Raw genomic sequence first — 20,697 nt, 5'->3', positions numbered from 1 at the left:
TCGGTCAGCACGTGCAGCCAGAACTTCGCGCCCTCGCCCCCGTCGCCGGCCCACAACCCGAGAATGTCGCGCTCACCGTCGACGGTGACCGCCAGCGCCACGTAGATCGGACGGTTGGCGACCTGCCCATCGCGTAGCTTGACGTGGATCGCGTCGATGAACAGCACTGGATAGACAGGATCGAGCGGCCGGTTCTGCCACTCGGTCATGCCCTCCAGCACCTTGTCGGTGATGGTGGAGATGGTTTGCTTGGACACCTGCGCGCCGTAGACCTCGGCCAGATGCGCCGAGATCTCACCGGTCGTCAAGCCTTTGGCCGCCAGCGAGATCACCATCTCGTCCACGCCGGACAGGCGCCGCTGTCGCTTACGCACGATCTTCGGGTCGAAGCTGCCGTCCCGATCGCGTGGCACGCTGATTTGGACCGGGCCGACGTCGGTGATGACCGTCTTGGAACGGGTGCCGTTACGGGCGTTGCCGTTGTCGTTGTTTTCGGAGCGTTCGTGCTTGTCGTAGCCGAGATGGTCGGTTATTTCGCCTTCGAGTGCGGATTCCAGCACCAGCTTGGTCAGCCGGCCCAGCAACCCGTTCTCGCCGACCAGCTCGATGCCCTCGGCGCGGGCCTGTTCGACCAGCTCGTTGACGAGCTCTCGATCGGTGTCCTTGGTCTGCTTGCGCGCCACCTCGGCGTCCTCCAGGTCGATCTCCGTCGATGCCTGGACCACAGTAACCATCAGGTGCATCTCCTTTACTAGGAGTTACACCGAAGACCGTACAGACCCGCCGCGAACAGCAGCGCCCAGAGGACTCTCCAGGCGACCAGCGTCATGGTGCTGCCGGTGGGACGACCGTCGACGGTCACGGACCCTTCCTTCGCACAACCGCAGGTGGAGCCCTTCCCGGACGGCAAGGGAATCGGCAGTGACGTGCCGTTCCGAGCGATTGTAGGCCGTTGTGATCGTTTCAGGCGGAGATCGGCCGTGCTCTCAGGGGGCTACTGGGCGGGGGTGGGGTCCGGTGGGGTGTCGGTGGGCTCGCTGGGGGTTGGGTCGGTGGGTTCTTCGGTCGTCGGTTCGGGTGAGGGTTCTGCGGGCGGCTCTTCTGCCGGGGGTGGGCAGGTGGGGATTCCTGTGGGGGTTTCCGTCGGGGTGACGGTCGGTGACGTGTCGTCCGAGGGGTCGGGGACGGGTGGTGTCGGGGGCTCGGTGGGTTCCGTGGAGGTGGGGGCCTCTGTGGGGACCTCTGCGGGGGTCTCTGTGGGGGTTTGCTCAGGGGGGTCGGTGGGGGTGTCCGTCGGGGGTGCCGTGTCGGTGGGTTCGTCGCTGGGTGTTTCCGTCGGTGGTGGGGTTTCTGTCGGGTCCACGTACGGGTGACAGGTGACGGTGACCGTTGGGCCCGGTTCCGTGACGGTGACGGTCGGGCCTGGCTCCGTGACGGTCACGGTCTCGCGGACCGTCACGGTCGGCAGCGGCGCCATGGCGACCTCGGGTTGGCCGCGTTTGCGGTACATGCCCCGGCCGAGCCTGGCCGTGGTCTCGCCCTTGCCGCCGATGACGGTGATCTCGGAATTCGTGGTCGTGCACGAGCGTCTGGCGCACACCCGCTGCTCGACGGTGAAGAACGCCGCCCCCTCGTACGTGACGGAGACGTTCAGGTAGGAGACGCCGCGTCTTTTGACCACCCGCGTCTCGGCGGTGTACTCGGCGGGCGAGGTTGCCGGGGGAGAGGTGGTGGCCGGCCGGCCCAGGGGAGAGGTGTCGGAGACCCGGAGGGGTGTGGTGGCCGACGTCTGCGTGATCGCGACTCCGCCGGCTCCCGCGAGGGCGACGGTGCCCAGCAGCGCGCCCAGAATGGAGAATCTCATAATCCTGCTCTTGTCGGATATTTCACGGACAGGGTTCGTTGTTCCGACTTGTCAAGATTGGTCAAGAGTGAGACGCATGGAGAAGCGGTTCCGGTTCCGGCACGCGGCCAACATCGTCAACCTCTCGACGCCGCTCGGACTGCTGCTCGCCGCCGCCGGAGGCGCGTCCACGCGACCCGGCCCCGACGGGCTCATCCTGGCCTTCGGCTACCGTCCCCGCTTCCCGGTCGCGGCCGCCTTCACCGTCGGGAACGTCGTCCTGACCAGGGCGAACGTGATGAGCGACCGGCTGGTTCTGCACGAGGCCCGGCACGCCACCCAGTGGGCGTGGTGCGCCGGGCTCCCCATGCTGCCGCTCTACCTGCTGGCGACGCTCTTGTCCGTGGCGGTCTGCGGTCACCAGGGGTCGTACAACGTCTTCGAGCGGCTGGCCGGTCTGGAGGACGGCGGCTACCCCCGCAGACCGCTGTGGTGGCGTCGGTCCCGCCGTACGTCCTGACTGCTTCCGGTCATGACGTACGGCCGGTTTCGGGCCCTGGCCGCCGGGTAAGCGACGTGCCGTCGGCTCCGGACGACCGGCGAGAGGGGGCAGGCGTGAAACTGGAAGGGTCCGCGCTCCGGCTGACCATCTTCGTCGGCGACACCGACCTCTGGCACCACCGGCCGCTGTACCACGAGATCGTCCACCGGGCCCACCAGGCCGGTCTCGCCGGAGCCAGCGTCTTCCGCGGCATGGAGGGCTACGGCGCCTCCAACCACATCCACACCACCCGCATCCTGTCGCTGTCGGAGGACCTGCCGCTGGCGATCATCATCGTCGACACCAGCGACCGGATCCGCGCCTTCCTCCCCCAACTCGACGAACTGGTCACCGAGGGCCTGGTGATCGTCGACCCGGTCGAGGTCATCCGGTACGTGGGGCGTGCCTGAGGTCCTCGCGAAGGTCGAAGTGATCCGGTACGTCGGCGATGTACCGGATCAGGGGGACAGTTTGAGGGTGTGGACCTTGGCCTTCGCCACGGCGTCGGGGGTGGAGAGCATGGGGAGCAGGTCGCCGCGGGCCCATGTCTCGGCCTGGTCCCAGTAGTTGTCGTGGAAGGCGTGTCCCGACGCGCCCGTCAGGTTGACCCACTGCGACTTGTCCAGGTCCGACAGGTCGACGATCATCCGCATCGACGGCACGCTCGTGATCGCGTAACCGGTCTGGACGTTCCAGCCCGTGGCGTTCACCGCGTCCTTGCCGCCCGCGACCTTGAGCGGCCCCCGGTTGAGCAGCGCCTCCACCGGCGCGATGCCCGAGGTGCCGAGCGAGCCGTTGACCAGGTCGAGCTGGTGCAGGTCACCCCAGCGCCACGCCTTGACGTCCGTGCCGAGCCGGTCGGCGAGCTCCTGGTACGCCGAGGCCATCGCCTGTCGCAGGATGTCGTCGCGGTTCTCCTTGAGGTTCGTGGTCGTCACGTCGTCCCAGAACGGGTCGTCCGGGGTGTCGAGCAGCCGCCTGACGACCTCGTACCAGCGGTCGCCCCCGGTGGGCCAGGCCGACTTCGGCAGGTCGTCGTTGAACGTCAGCATGAGGAGCTGCCGCCAGACGGCGTTGAAGTAGGCGGCGGGCGCGGAGCCGAGCTCCTGCAGGCGGTCCCACTTCCCCAGCATCTGTCTGGCCTCGACCGCCGGGCCGGCGAGGTCGACCCGCATGAGGGCCGGGATCAGCGTGTCGGCGAAGCCGTTGTAGCTGTCCTGCTGGATGCGCGAGATCGCGTCGGAGTCGATCGGCCCCTTCTCGATGGCCTCCTTGAGCAGGGTACGGATGCGCTCGGAGCGGTAGCCGTACGCCCAGTCCATGGTGAGCAGGGGACGGTAGCGGTTGGGGTCGATGACGGCGTTGTTGGCCGTGACGATGAACCCGTCGGCCGGGTTCCGCACGGACGGCAGCTGGTCGAACGGGATCGGCGCGGGCTTCCAGTCGTACTCGCCGGTCCAGCCGGGGACGGGCACGGTGCCGTCGCCGTTCTCGCGTACGGGGATGCGTCCTGGAGCCTGGTACCCGATCGTGCCCGCGGTGTCGGCGTACACGAGGTTCTGGGCCGGCACCTCGAACAGCGCGGCGGCGGTCCGGAACTCCTCCCAGTTCGTCGCCTTGTCCAGCGCGAAGATCGCGTCGGCCGTCCGGCCGGGCGTCAGCGCCGTCCACTGCAGGGCCACGGCGTTCGCCTCGCCGCTGGGCCGGGCGTCGCCGATCACGTCGTCGATGAGGGGCCCGTGCCGGGTGCTCTTGACGGTGAGCGTGACGGGTTTGCCCCCGGCCACCTTGATCGTCTCTTTCCTGGTCTCCAGCTGCAGCTGCTGGCCCTTGTAGAGGTACGTGTCGCCCTCCACCCGCTCCAGGAACAGGTCGGCGACGTCGGGCCCCAGGTTGGTGAAGCCCCAGGCGATCTTGTCCGTGTGCCCGATGACCACCCCGGGGACGCCGGAGAAGGTGAACCCGGTCACGTCGTACGGGCACGCGGCGGTCACCTTGCGGCAGTGCAGCCCCGCCTGGTACCAGACGGACGGCATCTGCGCGGACAGGTGGGGGTCGTTGGCGAGCAGCGGTTTGCCGTCGGCGGTGTACTCGCCGGAGACCACCCACGAGTTCGACCCGAGGCCGTCGCGGTCGGCGGTGCCCAGCGTGTTCGGCACCGCGTCCAGCGTCCCGGCCGCGCGGGCGAGCGCGTCGCCGGCGCGGACGCGGGGCTCGGCCCGCTGGTCGAAGCGGTCGCGGTCGATGGTGCCCTCGTTGACGATCGGCAGGTGCCGGTCGTACGGGTAGCCGGGGAAGAGCTGGTCGACCCGCTCCTTCGGCAGCTTGGTGAGCGCGACGGCCCGGTCCATCTCGGAGTCGAGGTTGGAGCGGAGGTCCCAGGCCATGGCCTTGAGCCAGGCGAGCGAGTCGACCGGGGTCCACTTCTCGGGCTTTCCCGCGCCGCCGCTGAGCTTGAGGACGGAGTACTCGACGCTGCGGTCGGAGGCGTTCGGGTGGGCGTCGAGCCAGGCGTTGACACCCTTGGCGTACGCGTCGAGGTATTCGCGGGTCTCCTGGTCGAGCAGCGGCAACTCCTGCTCGGCGACCCGGCGCCAGCCCATCGTCCGCAGGGCCTTGTCGTTGTCGAGGGTGGCCGCGCCGAAGAGCTCGGACAGGCGGCCCGCCGTCGTGTGCCGGCGGAAGTCCATCTCGAAGAACCGGTCCTGGGCGTGCACGTAGCCCTGCGCCATGAACAGGTCGGCGGCGGTGTCCGCGTAGATGTGCGGGATGCCCCACTGGTCGCGGGAGACCTCTACTCCGCGCGCCAATCCGGGTAACCGCACCGTCCCGTCGAACTGCGGGAACGACTGCCGTACCGTATAGACGACCACGCCCGCCAGCACGACGGCCAGCGCGAGCAGAACGCTTAACACCCGAGCGAGCCACCGCAAAGGTCGTGGCATCCACGCAAAGGGCCTCACCGGCACCTCCTTCTACCCCGAACTGGGACTAAGTCTGACAGTCCGGGGTCACTCCTCCGGCCGCGTCAACGCCCTGACCAGCACTGCGGGAAACCGGCCGATACAAGATCGTCAACTACGGGGAGTGATCAGCTCCAGACCTGGCCCTCCGCGGTGTCGGACACGCGCACCCCTATGTCGGCGAGTTCGTCGCGCAGCAGGTCGGATGCCGCGAAGTCGCCGGCCTTCCTGGCCCGCTCCCTGGCCTCCAGCAGTTCGGCGGCCCCCGGCGGCAGCACCCGCGGCTTGCCGATGTCGGACGCCAGGTCGAGCGCGAGCACCTGGTCGAGGTGCAGGAACGTCTCGAACTTGGCTCCCGGCGCCACCGACTCGTCGCGTTCGAGCTCGCGCAGCACCCGCAGCGCGGACGGCGTGTCCAGGTCGTCGTCGAGCGCCGACTCCACGCGCTCCGCGTACGCGGTGGCCATGGGCGCGCTGACCGACTCCGACCACTCGGCCACCCGCGTCCGCCACCGGCGCACGGTACGGTCGGCGGCCCGCAGAGTGTCCCAGGTGAGGTTCAGCTGGGCTCGGTAGCGGTGCTCCAGGAAGGCCAGCCGCACCGCCAGCGGGTCGAGGCCGGCCGCCACCACGTCGGACAGCAGCACCACGTTGCCGGTGGACTTGGCCATCTTGCGCCCGTCGAACAGCAGATGCTCGCCGTGCACCCAGTGCCGCACGACCTCGTGGCCGGTCACCGCGTCCGACTGCGCCCGCTCGTTCTCGTGGTGCGGGAAGCGCAGGTCGATGCCGCCGGTGTGCAGGTCGATCCGCGGCCCGAGGAAGCGCAGCGACATGGCAGAGCACTCGACGTGCCAGCCGGGGAAGCCGCGGCCCCACGGTGAGTCCCAGGTCAGCTCGCCGTCCCCGGGCTTCCACAGGGCCCAGTCGGCGTGGTGACGCTTGCGCGGATCGACGGCCTCGATACGGTGCGCGGGCCTGAGCGCGTCGAGCTGGTTGCCGGAGATCTCGCCGTACGAGGGAAACGTCCGGACGTCGAAGAACACCCCGCCGTCCGGCACCGTGTACGCGTGACCCTGCTCGACGAGTTCCGCGACCAGCTCGATCATCAGGTCGACGTGCTCGCTCGCGCGCGGGGCGTGCTCCGGCGGGCGCAGGTTGAGAGCGGCGGTGTCGGCGACGAAGGCCTGCTCGTGCTCGCGGGCCGGCTCACGCGGCGAGCGCCCCTCGGCCCGCGCCTGCGCGGCCACCTTGTCCACCCCGCTCTCATCGGCGAGGTGACCCACGTCGGTGATGTTCCGGCAGGCCACGACCCGCACCCGCTGCCGCTCCATGACCCGCCTGATGACGTCGGTCAGCACGAACGTACGCAGGTTGCCGACGTGCGCCGGCCGGTGGACGGTCGGCCCGCACGTGTACATCCGCACCGCCCGGCCGGCCTCGATCGTCTCGACGTGACCGGCCCGGGTGTCGTAGATCCGCAACATCCCCCGAGCTTAACCGGGGGCCGCGCGCGACCCTAGGCTCCGAGGAAGCCCAGGATGTCGCGGTCGCCCCGCTCGCGCAGCCGGGCGATGACGTCCTCGCGGGTGGCCGTGTCGGGCAGCCCGATCCTGGCCCCGATCAGCCGCAGGCCCTCCAGCTCCGAGCTGACCGGCGCGGTGTAGCCGAGCAGGTAGAGCGCCCGGTTGATGGGCGGCATCGCGACGGGCGCGGCCGGCAGGTAGCGGGTCAGCAGCTCGCCGCCGTCGGAGACGGTGAGGAAGACGTGGTCGCCCTCGTTCGCCTTGTACTCGGCCAGCACGTTCCTGATCGACCCCATGGTGGGCTGGTTGTGCCAGCTGATCACCACGTCGCCGGACGGCGCGGAGGCGGTGAGCTGACCGCCCGGCGCCATGCCGAGGTAGGCGGCGAACCCGGTGGGCAGCGGCGAGCCCGACCCGCGCAGGTGCTCGGCGTTGACGTCGACCCGGTGCCACCAGCGGCCGTCGCGCGAGCGGAAGCTGCGCCGCGTCTCGGAGACGTCCTTGCGCGGCTGGTACGACACCTCCGATCCCCCCGGCGACGTGCCCGCCACCCGGATCCAGCCCCGCTGCGTCCGTTCGAACCCCGGCCCGCCCGAGTACGCGCGCACCGAACTCTCGCTCACGTCGTAGCGGGAGGTCAGGTTCGTCACGATCGTGCTCACGGACGCCTCGCCGCCCGCCCGCTCGATCTCCCTGGCGATCATCTCCCTGATGCCGAGGTACTCGTCGCCGCCCCAGCGCGTCAGGCCGTACTTGTTGCGGTCGACCCGGCGGAAGCGGTCGTCGGCGGTGAGCTGGTTGCGGATGCCGACCAGGCTGTAGTCCTCGCCGATGCGTTCCTGGATCTCCTCCGGCGACAGCGGCGTGCCCGCCACCGCCAGCACCGCCTCCGCCTTCTCGTTGATGCTGCGCGGCCACGGCACGACATGCTGGCCCAGCACCCGCAGCTGCGGGGTGGCGAGGATCCAGCGTTCCGCGACGTCCTCGCGGACGCCGAGCTGGGCGACCATGGTCACGGCCTCGGCGAGCGGACGCGGCCCGTCGGTGAACAGCTGCCGCGTCTTCTCCCGCAGGTCGTCGGCCCCGCCCGCGACGAACCACCCTTCTGCCTGCTCGTAGCCCGTCAGCAGCGTCCGGATGAACTGCCAGGCCGGGATGCCGAGCGTGCGCAGCTCGGCGCCGTGCCACGGGACGGCGGCCTGCAGGTCGTCGGCGGGCACCGCCGAGCCGAGCCGGCCGCGCAGCCACGCGACGTGCGCCACCAGCGGGGCCACCTCGGGCGTGCTCAGCCAGTTGCCGACGTGGTCGCGCAGGTCGCGCTCGATCTGCCTGATGCGCTCGCGGGTCACCGAGAACCGCTGCGCCAGCTCGTCCAGCGTGGCGCGCTGCTCGGCGTACAGGCGGTCGCGAGCGATGGCCCGCTGCCGGTCGTCGAGCGCCGCGAACAGCTCGTCGATGAGCTCGGGCAGCGGACGGTCCGGCCGCGCGGCGGGCGCCGCCACCTCCGGCGCGGGGTCGAGCAGCCGCTCGAAGACGCCGGTGAACAGCTTCTGCACCACGTCCTTGCCGAGCGTCTCAGGGGACCGCTCGGACTCGGCCGGGTCGGAGAACCGCAGCAGGGGGAGGATGTCGCCGAGCATGAGGTGTCCCCAGCAGGCCACGGCCAGATCGGCGAGGTGACCCGCCACCGTCTGCGTGCCCACGGCGGCACACGCCCGGTCGAGGGGGATCGCCTGCCACCAGGCCTCGGGCAGCAGGGGCTCCTCCACGATCGGCGCGATCTGCCCAGGGGAGGTCCAGCGCAGGGGTGGCGCGAGGTCGCTCAGGCTGAGGTTCATTGAGATCCAACCGGCAAAGGAGAGATATCCGCAGTTCAGAGACTATGTGATCAGAGGGGCAGAAAAGGGCTCCCTCTTCCGGAATAGGAGATATAAAGCTTCGATCGGGCTCGGGTGCAGGCGACGAACAGTATGCTCCGTTCGCGCTGCAGCGTACGAGCCCGTACGTAAGGATCTTGGGGTGGATCCGCGGGCGCGGGTTCAGGCACCACGCCCTCCGCCACCCCGACCAGCGCCACCCGCTCGAACTCCAGCCCCTTCAGGTGCTGGAAGGTCGCCGTCCGCACCGCGAGGCCGTCGAGCGCCCTCCTGGCCTCGCGCACCAGCGCGACGCTGCGCGCACCGACGGCGATCGCCTCGGCGGCCACGCCGTCGGCGAGCCACGACTCGACAGTGGCGCGTAACCCGGCCAGCTCCGACTCCGGGCTGTCGTACGCCCGCACGAGCGGAGGCTCGCCGTGCTGCGTCGCGGTCAGGCCGTGCAGGTCCGTCGCGCCCCTCGCCAGGCCCGTCGAGGGGCCGCCGCGCAGCCGTACGGCGAACGAGAGCGTCTCCCACGACAGCCGGTAGGAGACGGCGAGCGCGTGGTTCTCGGTGGGGATGCCCACCGCGGCCAGGGCGAGCCGCGTGTCGGTGACCCGCTGGTGCGGGTCGCCCACGATGAACAGGTCGTCGCGCGCGTGCGGCGCCGCCGCGCGCAACAGCCGCCACTGCGCCGCGCTGATGTCCTGCGCCTCGTCCACGACGATGTGACGGTACGGCTTGTGCCCCGGATCCACATCGTCGAGGAGATCACCCGTGGCGAGCGAGAGCAACCGCAACGCCTCGTCCGTCAACTCGGCCAGCGACCTCGCCTGCCTGCCGACCAGCGCGGGACGGCGGCCCTCCGCGTCGGTCACGATCCGCACGGCCAGCCGCTCCGGGTTGGCCACCTCGACCCGCTTGCGGATCACCTCGTCCTCGATCAGCAGGTCGAGCTGCGCCGACAGCTCCTCCGCCAGGCTCTGCGAGAACGTCACCAGCAGCACAGGACCGGCCCCGTGCGCGGCCAGGTACGCGGCGCGGTGCAGGGCGACGACGGTTTTGCCGGTGCCCGCCCCGCCGAGGACCAGCACCGGGTGCTCGTAGCCGCTCGTCTTGCCCAGCCGGTGCTGGGGAGGGTGCGGGAACGTGCACCAGCCGGGCGCCCGCAGCACCCGGTCGAGCGCCACCTTGTCGGGCACGAACACCGCCCGGTCGGGGCTGCGCAGCAGCGCGGTGTACAGGTCGTCGGGGTCGACCGGGCCCGCCGGTTCGGCGGTCGCCCGCCGGCCGTCGAGCTCGCGCCACGCCTCCGTCAACGTGCCGCCGCGCGCCAGCACCGCCAGCGGGGCGTACTGCGTGGGCGGAAGTAACGGCTCCAACGCCGCCACGTCCGCCTCGGAGGCGATCAGCCGGAACAGCGGCAGCGCCTGGACGTCGAGGCCCAGACCGAGCAGGTCACCGTCGCAGACGGGGTCGAACAGGCCCTGCGCGGCCGCCGGTCTGCGCAGCGCCGGCTCCACCCGTTCCAGGGCCTCGGCGTCCCACTCCTCGATGACGCCGATGACCGGGTTGACGCCGTAGCGGTGACGGCGGGCGAACGCCCACGACTCGGGGTCGGGCAGGACCGTCCGCAGCCAGTACACGTCCCGCTGCCGCACGACGACCCCGCGCAGGCCGTCGGCCAGGCGCAGGGTGGCCACCCGCGGATCCCTGGCGCCCCGCACCCGCTCGGGGTGCGGGGCGCCCGCGACGTTCAGCAGGAACCGGCGCAGCGCGACCACGACGTCCCTGCGCGCCGACGGGGTGAGCGCGCCGAGATCCCTCGGGAGGTCGGGGCCGATCGCGAGCCGCGGCACGGGCTCAGTCCATCAGTTCGAGCAGGTCACGGTCCCCACGCTCGCGGAGTCTGGCCAGCAGGTCGGGCAGCGGGACGGTGCCCGTCAGCCCGATCCTCGTGGCGATCACCCGTGCCGCCTGTTCCTTGGTGCCGCCCGGCGCCGTGTACCCGACCAGCCGGAGCGCCTTCGTGATCCGGTCGGCGCCCTCCGACGCGGCCGGCAGGTGCCGCGCCCGCAGGACGCCTTCGTCCGAGAGGGTCAGGAACAGGTGCCCGCCCTCCTTCGCGCCGACGTCACCGAGCAGCTGGGTGACGGACGTCAGCACCGGCCTGCCGTGCCAGGCCATGGTGAGTTCGCCCGCGGCGCTCCTGACCGTCCTGCTCTCGCCCGGCGACAGCCCCAGGTAGGCGGCGAAGCCCGTCGGCAGCGTGCACTCGCCTCCGGCGAGCTGCTCGGCGGTGACGTCGATGCGCAGCCACCACCTTCCGTCGGGCTGCCGGAAGCAGCGCCGGGTCTGCGACACGTCCTTCAGCGGCTGGTACGGACGCTCCGCGTGGCCGTTCGGCTCGCTCGGCGCCGGCGTGGCCGGGTGGAACGCCTGGAACATCGGCGGCCCGGCCGGCGAGTCCGCCATCGGCGGCCCGAACGCCGAGTGCGGCGGGACCTGCGGCATCTGCGGCGGCACATGCTGCACCTGCGGCTGCCGGACGTGGAAGGCGAGCGTGGCCCGCACGAACTGCCAGGCCGGCACGTCGAACGCCTGGATCGGCCGGGCGTGCCAGTCGGCCGCGCCGAGCAGCTGCTCCTTGGAGGCGTCGGCGCCGACCGTCCTGACCAGCTCGTCCAGATGCGCTCTGTACGGCGCCGCCGCGTCGCCCGCGAGCCACTGGTCGAGGCGGGTGCGCAGCTCGTACTCGGTGGCGGTGATGTCGGCGGGGGAGACGGCGAAGAGCTTGGCGAGCTGGTCGACGGCCGACGGCTCGTCGGTGAGGACGCGGTTCTGCGCCACGGCCCAGGTCTGGTCGTCGATGCCGGCGAACTCGGCCTCGATCAGCTCCAGCAGCCCGGCACCCTCGTCCGCCGCGGCGGGCTCGGAGTCCTCCGCAACCGGGACAGCCTCGGGCTCGGCCTCCTCGGCGGCCTCGTCCGGTACGGCTTCGGACTCCTCAGCCACAATCGGCTCGGGCTCGGATTCGTCGTGCCGCGCCGCGACCGGCTCGGCCGCGGCCTCGGCGTGCTCCGCCGCGACGGGCTCGAAGTCCTGGTCCAGCTCGGGCTCGGCGTGTTCCGCCGCGACCGGGTGGGGCTCGATGTCCTCGTCCAGGGTGAGCTCGGGCTCGCCGGGCGCGAACGACTCGGGCTCGGCCGCGGCCTCGGCGTGCTGCGCCGCGACGGGCTCGAAGTCCTGGTCCAGCTCGGGCTCGGCGTGCTCCGCCGCGACCGGGTGGGGCTCGAAGTCCTCGTCCGGCGTGGGTTCGGGCTCGGCGGTCGCGCCGACCGGTTCCGGCTCGTCGGCGTCCACGTGCACGTCGTAGTCGGAGGCAGCGTCGTCGACCTCGTGCGTCTCCGCGGGGGTCTCGGGGACCTCCGCGTCGGACGCCGGCCGCTCGCCCTCGGCCGCCACGGGCTCAACCACGGGCTCAACCACGGGCTCAACCACGGGCTCGACCGCGGGGGCGGGAGCCTCGTCGGCTCTTAACGCGTGCCCGGCCACGGCCTCCTCGGGCGCCGCCACGTACGGCTCCGGCTCGGCGACGACCGTCGGGCGGGGCTGCCCGAGACGGGACAGCACGGCGGTGAACAGCGTGTTCAGCACCGGCCGCGCCTGGATGAACGGCTGGTCCGTGAGCTCCCGCCCGGTCAGGGCGAGCAGCCCGGCCCACGAGCCGGCCCGGTGCAGCGCGATCGCGACCGAGGGCTCGTCGGCGTCGTCCGGGTCGAGGACGTGCAGCGCAGGCAGGACGTCGCCGACCGCCGCCGCGGGCCAGTGTTCCAGGGCGATCTCCGTCAGCAGCTCGCCCAGCGACTCGGGGCCGATGGCCTCGAGCACCCGGTGCACGGGCAGGCTGCGCCACCACGCGTCCGGCAGGTCCGGCTGTCCGGCGAGCAGCGTGATCGACGACGCGTCGCTCCACCTCAACGGTGGTACGAGGTCGCTCAGGCAGAAGTTCATCCTGTTCCGTTCACCAGCCCCTCACGCCGTGGCAGCGGTGCAGCCATGTTCTCGCTGCTCACGAAAAAAACCATAGTGCGGCAAAACAGCCCTACGCATCATCTCGTCGCATCAACGCCGAACGGCGGCGAAACGGAGACGCACGTAATCCGCCATCCAGCCCGACTCCCTGCGCAGCGCGGGCGCGGCCAGTTCGTTCACCCGCTGGAGCAGGGGTTCCACGATGTCGGGCGCCAGCCCTTCGAGCACCGATCCGGCGAACATGCGCACCCAGTCGGCGGCGCCGCCGGGGCACTCCTCCAGGGGAGTAGGCCGGTCGAAGTACTCGAGCAGCCGCACCATGAAGCCTTCCTGCTCGAGGCGGCGGGCGTACTCGGCGGGGGTGGGGAAGAACCACGGCAGCTCGGGCTCGCGCAGGCCGTACTCGCGCCAGGCGGTCAGCATGGCCGTGGTCAGCTCGGCGCAGTTGCCCGCCCCGCCCATCTCCGCGACGAAGCGCCCGCCGGGCTTGAGCGCGTCGCGGACGCTGGTGATCACGGCGCCCGGGTCGCGGATCATCCAGTGCAGCGCCGCGTTGGAGAAGACCGCGTCGTACGGGTCGACGACGGTGAAGTCGTGTCCGTCCCCGACGATGAAGTTGATGCCCGGATACTGCGCCAGCGCCTTCTCGATCATCGCGGGGGAGCCGTCGATGCCGAGGACCTCTGCCCCTCTGAAGGCGATCTGCGCGGTCAGCACACCGGTTCCGCAGCCCAGGTCGAGCACGCGCTCGCCGGGCCGCGGATCGAGCAGGTCGACCAGTGGCGCGCCCTGCGTCGAGACGTAGCCGAAGCTGCTGTCGTAGGCGCGACTGTGCCACCGCTCCAAGCTCGGTGTGTCGTATCGCAAGACGATCAGCTCATTTCTCGGACATGGGGCCCCGTGGCCATGCTGTCCGTTCACTTTAGAGCCTGAACGTCGCGACGACATATCAAGTCACATCGGACTCATCCCACACTCTTCGCCCACTCCGTCTTGAGGTACGCCTTCGCGGCGTCCGTCTGCGGGATGGTCATGAGGACGGGCGGGCCGGGCGCCTTGGGCAGATGGGCGGCCAGCTCCTGGTCGAGCGTGCCCTTCATGAGCATCGCCTCGGCGCGGGCCGGACGGGCGTACCCCTTCTGCAGCAGGTTCTGGCCCTCGTCGGAGAAGATGAACTCCTGCCAGAGCCGCGCCGCCGCCGGATGCGGGGCCGCCTTGCTGATCGCCTGCACGTGGTAGCCGCCGAGCGCCGCGTCGCGCGGGATCGTCACCTTCCACGAGTCGGGGTGGTGGGCGCCGCGGACGGCGTTCAGGTGGTCCCAGGTGATGATCGTGTTGGCCTTGGCCGGCTCGGTGAGCCTGCCCTCCTGCTTGAGCTTGGCGAACAGCGCCACACCCTGCGCGGGCTGCGGCGCGCCCGAACGCATGGACGCCGCCATGACGCCCCCGAAGCCCGCCGCCGAGCGCAGCGGGTCGCCGTCGAGTGCGACCCGGTAGCCCGGCCGCTGCAGGTCGGAGAACGAGGCCGGCGGCTTGACCTGGCGCGGGTCGTACCCGATGGACATGTAGCCGCCGTAGGCGCCGTACCAGGCGCCGGACGGGTCCTTGACCTGGTCTGGCAGGTCGAGCCAGCCCTGCACCTTGTACGGCGCGAACCGGTCGGCCGCCGACACGGCGACGTCCATGGTGAGGTCGAACACGTCGGGCTTGAGCTGCGGGGCGACGTCGATCTCCCGCCTGCTGCTCGCGTTCGGCTCCAGCTCGTTGACCTTGATGCCGTACTTGTCGGCGAACCGGTCGATGAGCTCCCCGAAGTTCACCCAGTCGCGTGGCAGGGCGATGACGTTGAGCTGGCCCTCCTTCTTGGCGGACTCGACGAGCCGCTCCATGGTGGAAAAGCCGCTCTTCAACGAGCCGGCCTGGACGTTGATCGGCGGAAGCTTCTTGGCTTCTTCTGACGTGGAGTCGGTGGACGCGCCGCACCCGGCGCTCACGAGGATGGCTGCTGCGGCGGCGCAGGTACGTACAGTCACACAAAGAATACTTACTGCTACATCCGCCCAGGTCGAGGAGGCGCGGCCGGAACGACCCTGGCCGCGACCAGTGTCTCTTCGGGGATCTCCACTACGGTGTCGTCTTTTTTCCTGACTTTGAGCACGCCGTCGTCCCAGGACAGCAAGATGCCCACGGCGTCGCGAAACCCGCCGGGGACGCGTCTGCGCGTAGTCACACGAGCACCCACGTCGTGCGTTGTAATGGCGATGACGAGACGAGCGGCCACGAGTTTGCCACCCTCCGTTCCGGCTTGCTGGCAAGCACGGCAATACTAGGGCGTAGCAAACCGCGGTCGAAGTCATGCCATGGTGCTGGAGAAGAAGGAGCTCGAGGTGACCTACGTCATCGCGCAGCCTTGCGTGGACGTCCTGGACAAGGCGTGCATCGAGGAATGCCCCGTCGATTGCATCTACGAGGGCGAGCGCATGCTTTACATCCACCCCGACGAGTGCGTGGACTGCGGCGCGTGCGAGCCGGTGTGCCCCGTCGAGGCGATTTTCTACGAGGATGACCTTCCTGAGCAGTGGAAGGAGTTCTACAAGGCTAACGTGGACTTCTTCGAGGACCTCGGCTCGCCCGGTGGTGCCTCGAAGGTCGGCAAGATCGACAAGGACCACCCGGTGGTCGCCGCTCTGCCGCCGCAGGCCGAAGACCACTGACGAGTCCTGTCGACGTCGTGCACGGGGGCATCCGGGCCGGATGCGCCCCGTTCGCGTGATCGGTCCTGCGCCCGCCGGGGCGAAGCGACATCTTGGAGAACCGTGAACAAGCTGCCCGACTTCCCGTGGGACCGGCTGGAGCCGTACAAGGAACGCGCGCTGGCGCACCCCGACGGCATCGTCGACCTGTCGGTCGGCACGCCCGTCGATCCGGTGCCGCAGACCGTCCAGGACGCCCTGACGGCGGCCGCCGACAGCCCCGGCTACCCGCTCACCCACGGCACCAAGGCGCTGCGCGAGGCCGCCGCCGGGTGGCTGGCCCGCAGGCACGGGGTCACGGTCGATCCGCAGCACGTCCTGCCGTTGCTCGGCTCCAAGGAGTTCGTCGCGTGGCTGCCCACCTACCTGGGCGCCAGGCGGGTCGTCTTCCCCGAGCTGGCCTACCCCACCTACGACGTGGGCGCCCGGCTGGCAGGGGCGCACGGCACGGCCTCCGACAGCACCGTGGCGCTCGGTCCCGAGCAGGTCGACCTGATGTGGGTCAACTCGCCCGCCAACCCCACGGGCCGGGTGCTGCCCGCGGAACACCTGCGCAAGGTCGTGGCCTGGGCGCGTGAGCGCGGCACCGTGGTCGCCTCCGACGAGTGCTACATCGAGCTCGGCTGGGACGAACAGCCCGTCTCGATCCTGCACCCCGACGTCTGCGGCGGCTCCCACGAGGGGCTGCTCGCCGTCCACTCCCTCTCCAAGCGCTCCAACCTGGCCGGCTACCGCGCCGCGTTCGTGACGGGCGACCCCGTCCTGGTCAAGCGGCTGCTGGAGACGCGCAAGCACGCGGGCATGCTCATGCCGCAGCCCGTCCAGGCCGCCATGGCGGTGGCGCTCGCCGACGACGAGCACGCCGCAGAGCAGCGCGAGCGGTACGCCGCCCGCAGGGCCCTGCTGCGCCCGGCGCTCGAACGGGCCGGCTGGCGCATCGACCACTCGACCGCGGGCCTGTACTTCTGGGCGTCCAACGGGCAGAGCGCCTGGGACCAGGTGGGCAAGCTCGCCGAGATCGGCATCCTGGTCGCGCCGGGCGAATTCTACGGATCCGCGGGCGAGCGGCACGTCCGCGTGGCTCTCACCGCCTCAGATGAACGGATCGCTGCGGCAGTGCGCCGCCTCCAGTAGGATCGCCCCGCACGAGCCCGCGAAGCGGGATCGAGGCGTACAAATGGATACGGCGCTTATGCCGAGGCAGACCGCGAGCGGAGCGAGCTGATCGATGAGCATGACCTCCATGGTCGTACTCGGGCTGAGCATCGCCACCCTGCTGCTGCTGCTGGGGGCCTTATGGGCCACCATGCGGCCCGACAGGAAGGGACGCGCGAGCGAGCCGCCGGCCGAGGTCGCTCCCCCCGAAGCTCCGCTGGCGGCTCCGGTGGGCGCTCCCGGGCGGGCCGGCACCGACTACACCGACCCTCGCACGATCCAGGTCGGTGACCGGATCGACGTGCACGGGTCACCTCAGCGCGTCCTCGGCGCCATGTTCGTCTCGTGGCAGGGCCGGCAGTGGACCGAGTTCCTGCTGCGCGACCGCGCCCGGCGCCTGCAGTGGCTCTCCGTCGAGGTGCTGCCGGGCGACCCGCCGCACCTCGAGGTCAAGCTCTGGAGCGAGGTGCCCGCGCAGGGCATGGTCCCGGCCAAGAGCATGCTCATCATGGAGGGCGTGGAGTTCTACCCGGTCGAGCGCGGCACGGCCGCGTTCCGCTGCGAGGGCGACACCGGCACCCCCGAGCGGGGCCTGCTCGACTTCGCCGACTACCGCGCCGCGGACGGCCGGCTGCTGTCGTTCGAACGCATCCAGGGCGGCGCCTGGACGGCCGCCTACGCCCAGCCGCTGCCGCCCGGCTCGATCTCCATCGTCCATCGCGCTCACTAGCGCTTCACGTCAGGACAGCTCGACGCGGCGGGCGCCTGCCTTGCCGCCCGCCTTCCAGCCCACGCTCTCGGCGTTGTTGGACCAGGTCGCGCCGTTGTAGGCGACCTCGCTGAGGCCGTACCTGCCGGCGTGGGCCACCGACCAGGCGGCCACCAGCCAGCCCCGCTTCCTCGTGGTGATCGCCGTGCTGCCCAGCGCGCGGGCCAGCTCCTTGCGCGCGGCCGCCGTACGAGGGGAGGGCGCGGGCGTCGCCTTCTGCGGATACCAGCAGTGGACGGCCTGCGGCACGCGTCCGGTGAAGGCGGCGGCCAGGATCTTGGCCTCCGTCTCGTGCGGCGCGTACGCGTAGCCGCCCGCCGAGCGCTGCACGGCCTGCGCCGCCTCCGCCAGCGGCAGCTTGCGGTAGTTCTTCACCTTGACCAGCTCGGCGAAGAACTTGTTGGTCGCGTACACCGGGTCCATGATCTGCTTCTTGGTGCCCCACCCCTGCGACTCGCGCTGCTGGAACACGCCGACCGAGTCGCGGTCGCCGTCGGGCAGGTTGAGCAGCTTCGACTCCTGCAACGCCGTCGCGTACGCGATCACCACCGCCCGCTCGGGCAGCTTGCGGCGCGCCGCGACGGCCGCGATGGTGGCCGAGATCTCGGCCTGCTCGGGGTCGAGCGTGCGCGCGCCCTCGGGAGTGTCGACGGTGCAGTACGGCGCCTGCATCACCACGGGCGCCTTCCTCAGCAGAAGCACCAGGCCGATCGACACGGCCACGGCCAGCACGACGACGATGACCGCGATCGCGACGACTCCACGGGAGAAACGCAGGCGCACGCTGAAGAACCTACCTGCCATGGATAAGCTCCGTGGCCATGAGTGACGTGAGCACATCGTCCCCGATTCCCCGGGTTGTGGATGAGTTGTGGGAACGGCGGGCGGAGCTCTCGCCGGCCGACGCCGAGGCGCGCCATCTGGTCGTCGGCGCGGTAGATCTGCTCGACAGGGGCGAGGCTCGCGCGGCCCGCCTGGTGGACGGCGAGGTCGTCGCCGACGAGCGGGCCATGCGCGCCGTTCTGCTCGCCTTCCAGGTCCTCGGCATGGCCCGCTCGCAGGTGGGCGACTTCCACCACAACGACCGGATCCCGCTGAAGAGCACGCTCGACGGCGTGCGCGCGGTGCCGGGGGCGATCGCCCGGTGGGGCTCCTACCTGGCGCCCGGCGTGGTGCTGATGCCGTCGTTCACGAACATCGGCGCGTACGTGGACGAGGGCGCCATGGTCGACACCTGGGCCACCGTCGGGTCGTGCGCGCAGATCGGCAGGAACGTGCACCTGTCCGGCGGCGTCGGCATCGGCGGCGTGCTGGAGCCGCCCGGCGCCGTGCCGGTCGTGGTCGAGGACGGCGCGCTCATCGGCAGCCGGTCCATGCTCGTCGAGGGCGCCCGGGTGGGCGAGGGCGCGGTCGTCGGCGCCGGCACGATCCTGTCGGGCTCGATCCCGGTGATCGACGTCGAGACGGGCGAGGAGCTGTCGCGCGGCCGTGTGCCCGCGTGGTGCGTGGCGGTGGGCGGCACGCGGCAGAAGGAGTTTCCCGGCGGCACGTTCGGACTGCCGTGCGTGCTGGTGCTGAGGCGCCTCGAGCCGGGCCGCAGACATGACAAGGCGGCGCTCAACGGGGTGCTGCGCGAACACGGGGTGGACATCTGATGCTCGACCTGACCCAGGACGTACGCGCGCTGACGGCCGCGATCGTGGACATCGAGTCGGTGAGCGGGCACGAGCGCGCCCTCGCCGACGCGGTCGAAGGGGCGCTCTCCGCGCTGCCGTACCTGAAGGTGTCGCGGTCGGGGGAGACGGTGGTGGCCCGCACCCAGCTCGGCCGCGCCGAGCGCGTGCTGATCGCCGGTCACCTCGACACCGTGCCCGTCGCCGGCAACCTGCCCAGCCGGGTCGACGGCGACCTGCTGTACGGCTGCGGCACCTCCGACATGAAGGCCGGCGTCGCGGTCGCGCTGAAGCTCGCGGCGGGCCTGCCGGAGCCCAACCGCGACGTCACGTACGTCTTCTACGACTGCGAGGAGGTCGAGGCCGAGCGCAACGGGCTCACCCGGGTCGCCCGCGACCACGCCGACTGGCTCGCGGCCGACTTCGCGGTGCTGATGGAGCCGACCGACGGCGTGATCGAGGGCGGCTGCCAGGGCACGCTGCGCGCCGAGATCACGGTGACGGGCAAGCGGGCCCACAGCGCCCGGTCGTGGTTGGGGGTCAACGCCGTGCACGGCATCGAGCCGGTGCTGGCCCGCCTCAACGCCTACGAGGCGCGGCGGCCGGTGGTCGACGGGCTCGAGTACCACGAGGGGCTCAACGCGGTCGGCGTGAGCGGGGGCGTGGCGGGCAACGTCATCCCTGACCTGTGCGTGGTGACCGTCAACTACCGGTTCGCTCCCGACCTGTCGATCGAGCAGGCCGAGCAGCATGTACGCGAGGTCTTCGACGGTTTCGCGGTGAGCATCGTGGACGCGGCGCCCGGGGCGCGGCCCGGCCTCACGCACCCGGCGGCGGCGGCGTTCACGGCGGCGGTCACCGGAGCCGTCGGCGGCGAACCGCGCGCCAAGCTCGGCTGGACGGACGTCGCCCGCTTCTCCGCGCTGGGGGTTCCCGCCGTCAACTACGGCCCGGGCGACCCGAACCTCGCGCACCAGCAGGGGGAGTACGTCGCGCTGTCGAAGATCGTCGAGAGCGAGCGGGCGATGCTCGACTGGCTCTCCACATGAAAGTGGCTCTCCTCGCCGGCCATTTGGCGGGGAAAGCCACTTTCAGTCCCGAGCAGCACCCTCGGCAGTTAGACGCAGGGGGGTCGAAATCCGGTTCCTGTGTCTTCCAAGATTTTTCAAGGGGGCGTCCGGCCCTGTTCACCTGGGGATCTGCCGTGAGGGGAGAACCTGACGAGGGTAAGCGGCCGGCCGTGAAAGACATCCCAGGAGCGTAGATGTCAAGCCGCAACGAACTCTGCGTGATGCGACCAGGCGGTCGTCTCGTCGTAGAGGGTGCCGGTTTTGAGGCATCCGTGCAGGATGCCGACGAGCCGGTTGGCGACCTGACGCAGGGCGGCGTTGTGACTGGAGCCGCGGGCTCGTTGCCGGTCGTAGTAGGCCCGCGCGCCGGGCGAGAGCCTCAGTGCGCTGAAGGCCTGGGTAAGCAGGGCGTCGATGAGCCGGTCGTTGTGGATGAACCGGGCCAGGGCGACCTTCTTCTTGCCCGACGCGCGAGTGATCGGGGAGGTCCCGGCGTAGTTCTTACGGGCT

General features: G+C 70.9%; 19 protein-coding genes. 7 read left to right on the top strand and 12 right to left on the bottom strand.

The window, feature by feature from the left end:
• Together BLR04_RS38750 and BLR04_RS40285 are read right to left on the bottom strand one after the other, a co-directional pair.
• A partial coding sequence (locus tag BLR04_RS38750; RefSeq protein WP_176903555.1) for an IS256 family transposase occupies positions 1–734 on the bottom strand: 734 nt, incomplete at its 3' end.
• A gap of 260 nt (positions 735–994) precedes the next feature.
• The gene (locus BLR04_RS40285; protein ID WP_143022427.1) at positions 995–1,864 is read right to left on the bottom strand and encodes a hypothetical protein; all 870 of its coding nucleotides are present in this window, start codon (positions 1,862–1,864) and stop codon (positions 995–997) included.
• 76 nt (positions 1,865–1,940) lie between these two features.
• Between BLR04_RS40285 and BLR04_RS38740 the strand changes: the two genes are divergently transcribed.
• Together BLR04_RS38740 and BLR04_RS38735 are read left to right on the top strand one after the other, a co-directional pair.
• Positions 1,941–2,363: a hypothetical protein gene (locus tag BLR04_RS38740; protein ID WP_090774148.1), complete on the top strand. Its 423-nt coding sequence runs from the start codon at positions 1,941–1,943 to the stop codon at positions 2,361–2,363.
• Between the two features lie 95 nt (positions 2,364–2,458).
• On the top strand, positions 2,459–2,794 hold the full coding sequence (locus tag BLR04_RS38735; RefSeq protein WP_090774147.1) for a DUF190 domain-containing protein: 336 nt from the start codon (positions 2,459–2,461) through the stop codon (positions 2,792–2,794).
• Between the two features lie 48 nt (positions 2,795–2,842).
• On the opposite strand, the gene BLR04_RS38730 is transcribed toward BLR04_RS38735, so the two are convergent.
• The 8 genes from BLR04_RS38730 to BLR04_RS42950 all read right to left on the bottom strand — a co-directional run bounded on the left by BLR04_RS38730 (position 2,843) and on the right by BLR04_RS42950 (position 15,009).
• A complete protein-coding gene (locus tag BLR04_RS38730; protein WP_090774146.1) occupies positions 2,843–5,329 on the bottom strand; it encodes a penicillin acylase family protein in 2,487 nt (828 codons plus the stop codon).
• A 146-nt stretch (positions 5,330–5,475) separates the two neighbouring features.
• Positions 5,476–6,834 (bottom strand): cysteine--tRNA ligase, encoded by a 1,359-nt coding sequence (cysS, locus tag BLR04_RS38725; RefSeq protein WP_090774145.1) that lies wholly within the window; start codon positions 6,832–6,834, stop codon positions 5,476–5,478.
• Between the two features lie 32 nt (positions 6,835–6,866).
• Positions 6,867–8,711, bottom strand: coding sequence for a sigma factor-like helix-turn-helix DNA-binding protein (locus BLR04_RS38720; RefSeq protein WP_090774144.1), 1,845 nt, complete (start codon positions 8,709–8,711; stop codon positions 6,867–6,869).
• 50 nt (positions 8,712–8,761) lie between these two features.
• Positions 8,762–10,591 (bottom strand): UvrD-helicase domain-containing protein, encoded by a 1,830-nt coding sequence (locus BLR04_RS38715; RefSeq protein ID WP_090774143.1) that lies wholly within the window; start codon positions 10,589–10,591, stop codon positions 8,762–8,764.
• A gap of 4 nt (positions 10,592–10,595) precedes the next feature.
• A complete protein-coding gene (locus BLR04_RS38710; RefSeq protein ID WP_143022426.1) occupies positions 10,596–12,746 on the bottom strand; it encodes a hypothetical protein in 2,151 nt (716 codons plus the stop codon).
• A gap of 111 nt (positions 12,747–12,857) precedes the next feature.
• Positions 12,858–13,613 (bottom strand): class I SAM-dependent methyltransferase, encoded by a 756-nt coding sequence (locus tag BLR04_RS38705; RefSeq protein WP_245741002.1) that lies wholly within the window; start codon positions 13,611–13,613, stop codon positions 12,858–12,860.
• Positions 13,614–13,732: 119 nt separating this feature from the next.
• Positions 13,733–14,800 (bottom strand): ABC transporter substrate-binding protein, encoded by a 1,068-nt coding sequence (locus BLR04_RS38700; protein WP_245741001.1) that lies wholly within the window; start codon positions 14,798–14,800, stop codon positions 13,733–13,735.
• Positions 14,801–14,817: 17 nt separating this feature from the next.
• Positions 14,818–15,009 (bottom strand): putative acetyltransferase, encoded by a 192-nt coding sequence (locus tag BLR04_RS42950; protein WP_425413478.1) that lies wholly within the window; start codon positions 15,007–15,009, stop codon positions 14,818–14,820.
• Between the two features lie 145 nt (positions 15,010–15,154).
• Here BLR04_RS42950 and fdxA point away from each other — a divergent pair, with 145 nt between their 5' ends.
• From fdxA to BLR04_RS38680, 3 genes are all read left to right on the top strand, one after another.
• Positions 15,155–15,481 carry a ferredoxin gene (fdxA, locus tag BLR04_RS38690; protein ID WP_090774152.1) on the top strand — a complete coding sequence of 109 codons (327 nt, stop codon included), beginning with the start codon at positions 15,155–15,157 and terminating at the stop codon, positions 15,479–15,481.
• 102 nt (positions 15,482–15,583) lie between these two features.
• Positions 15,584–16,654, top strand: a complete 1,071-nt coding sequence (gene dapC / locus BLR04_RS38685) for a succinyldiaminopimelate transaminase (RefSeq protein ID WP_090774139.1) — start codon at positions 15,584–15,586, stop codon at positions 16,652–16,654.
• Positions 16,655–16,748: 94 nt separating this feature from the next.
• Positions 16,749–17,405 (top strand): DUF4178 domain-containing protein, encoded by a 657-nt coding sequence (locus tag BLR04_RS38680; RefSeq protein ID WP_245741000.1) that lies wholly within the window; start codon positions 16,749–16,751, stop codon positions 17,403–17,405.
• Positions 17,406–17,414: 9 nt separating this feature from the next.
• Here BLR04_RS38680 and BLR04_RS38675 read toward each other — a convergent pair whose 3' ends face one another.
• The gene (locus BLR04_RS38675; protein ID WP_245740999.1) at positions 17,415–18,248 is read right to left on the bottom strand and encodes a hypothetical protein; all 834 of its coding nucleotides are present in this window, start codon (positions 18,246–18,248) and stop codon (positions 17,415–17,417) included.
• 17 nt (positions 18,249–18,265) lie between these two features.
• Between BLR04_RS38675 and BLR04_RS38670 the strand changes: the two genes are divergently transcribed.
• Together BLR04_RS38670 and dapE are read left to right on the top strand one after the other, a co-directional pair.
• Positions 18,266–19,099, top strand: a complete 834-nt coding sequence (locus tag BLR04_RS38670) for a 2,3,4,5-tetrahydropyridine-2,6-dicarboxylate N-succinyltransferase (protein ID WP_090774150.1) — start codon at positions 18,266–18,268, stop codon at positions 19,097–19,099.
• Positions 19,099–20,166, top strand: a complete 1,068-nt coding sequence (gene dapE / locus BLR04_RS38665; protein ID WP_090774137.1) for a succinyl-diaminopimelate desuccinylase — start codon at positions 19,099–19,101, stop codon at positions 20,164–20,166. The genes BLR04_RS38670 and dapE overlap by 1 nt, the downstream gene beginning before the upstream one ends.
• Before the next feature lie 218 nt (positions 20,167–20,384).
• Here the strand turns inward: dapE and BLR04_RS38660 are convergent.
• A partial coding sequence (locus tag BLR04_RS38660; protein WP_143022425.1) for a transposase occupies positions 20,385–20,697 on the bottom strand: 313 nt, incomplete at its 5' end.

The sequence above is a fragment of the Nonomuraea maritima genome, from assembly GCF_900100395.1.
Taxonomy (GTDB): domain Bacteria; phylum Actinomycetota; class Actinomycetes; order Streptosporangiales; family Streptosporangiaceae; genus Nonomuraea; species Nonomuraea maritima.
This window is presented reverse-complemented; position numbering and strand designations above follow the sequence as displayed.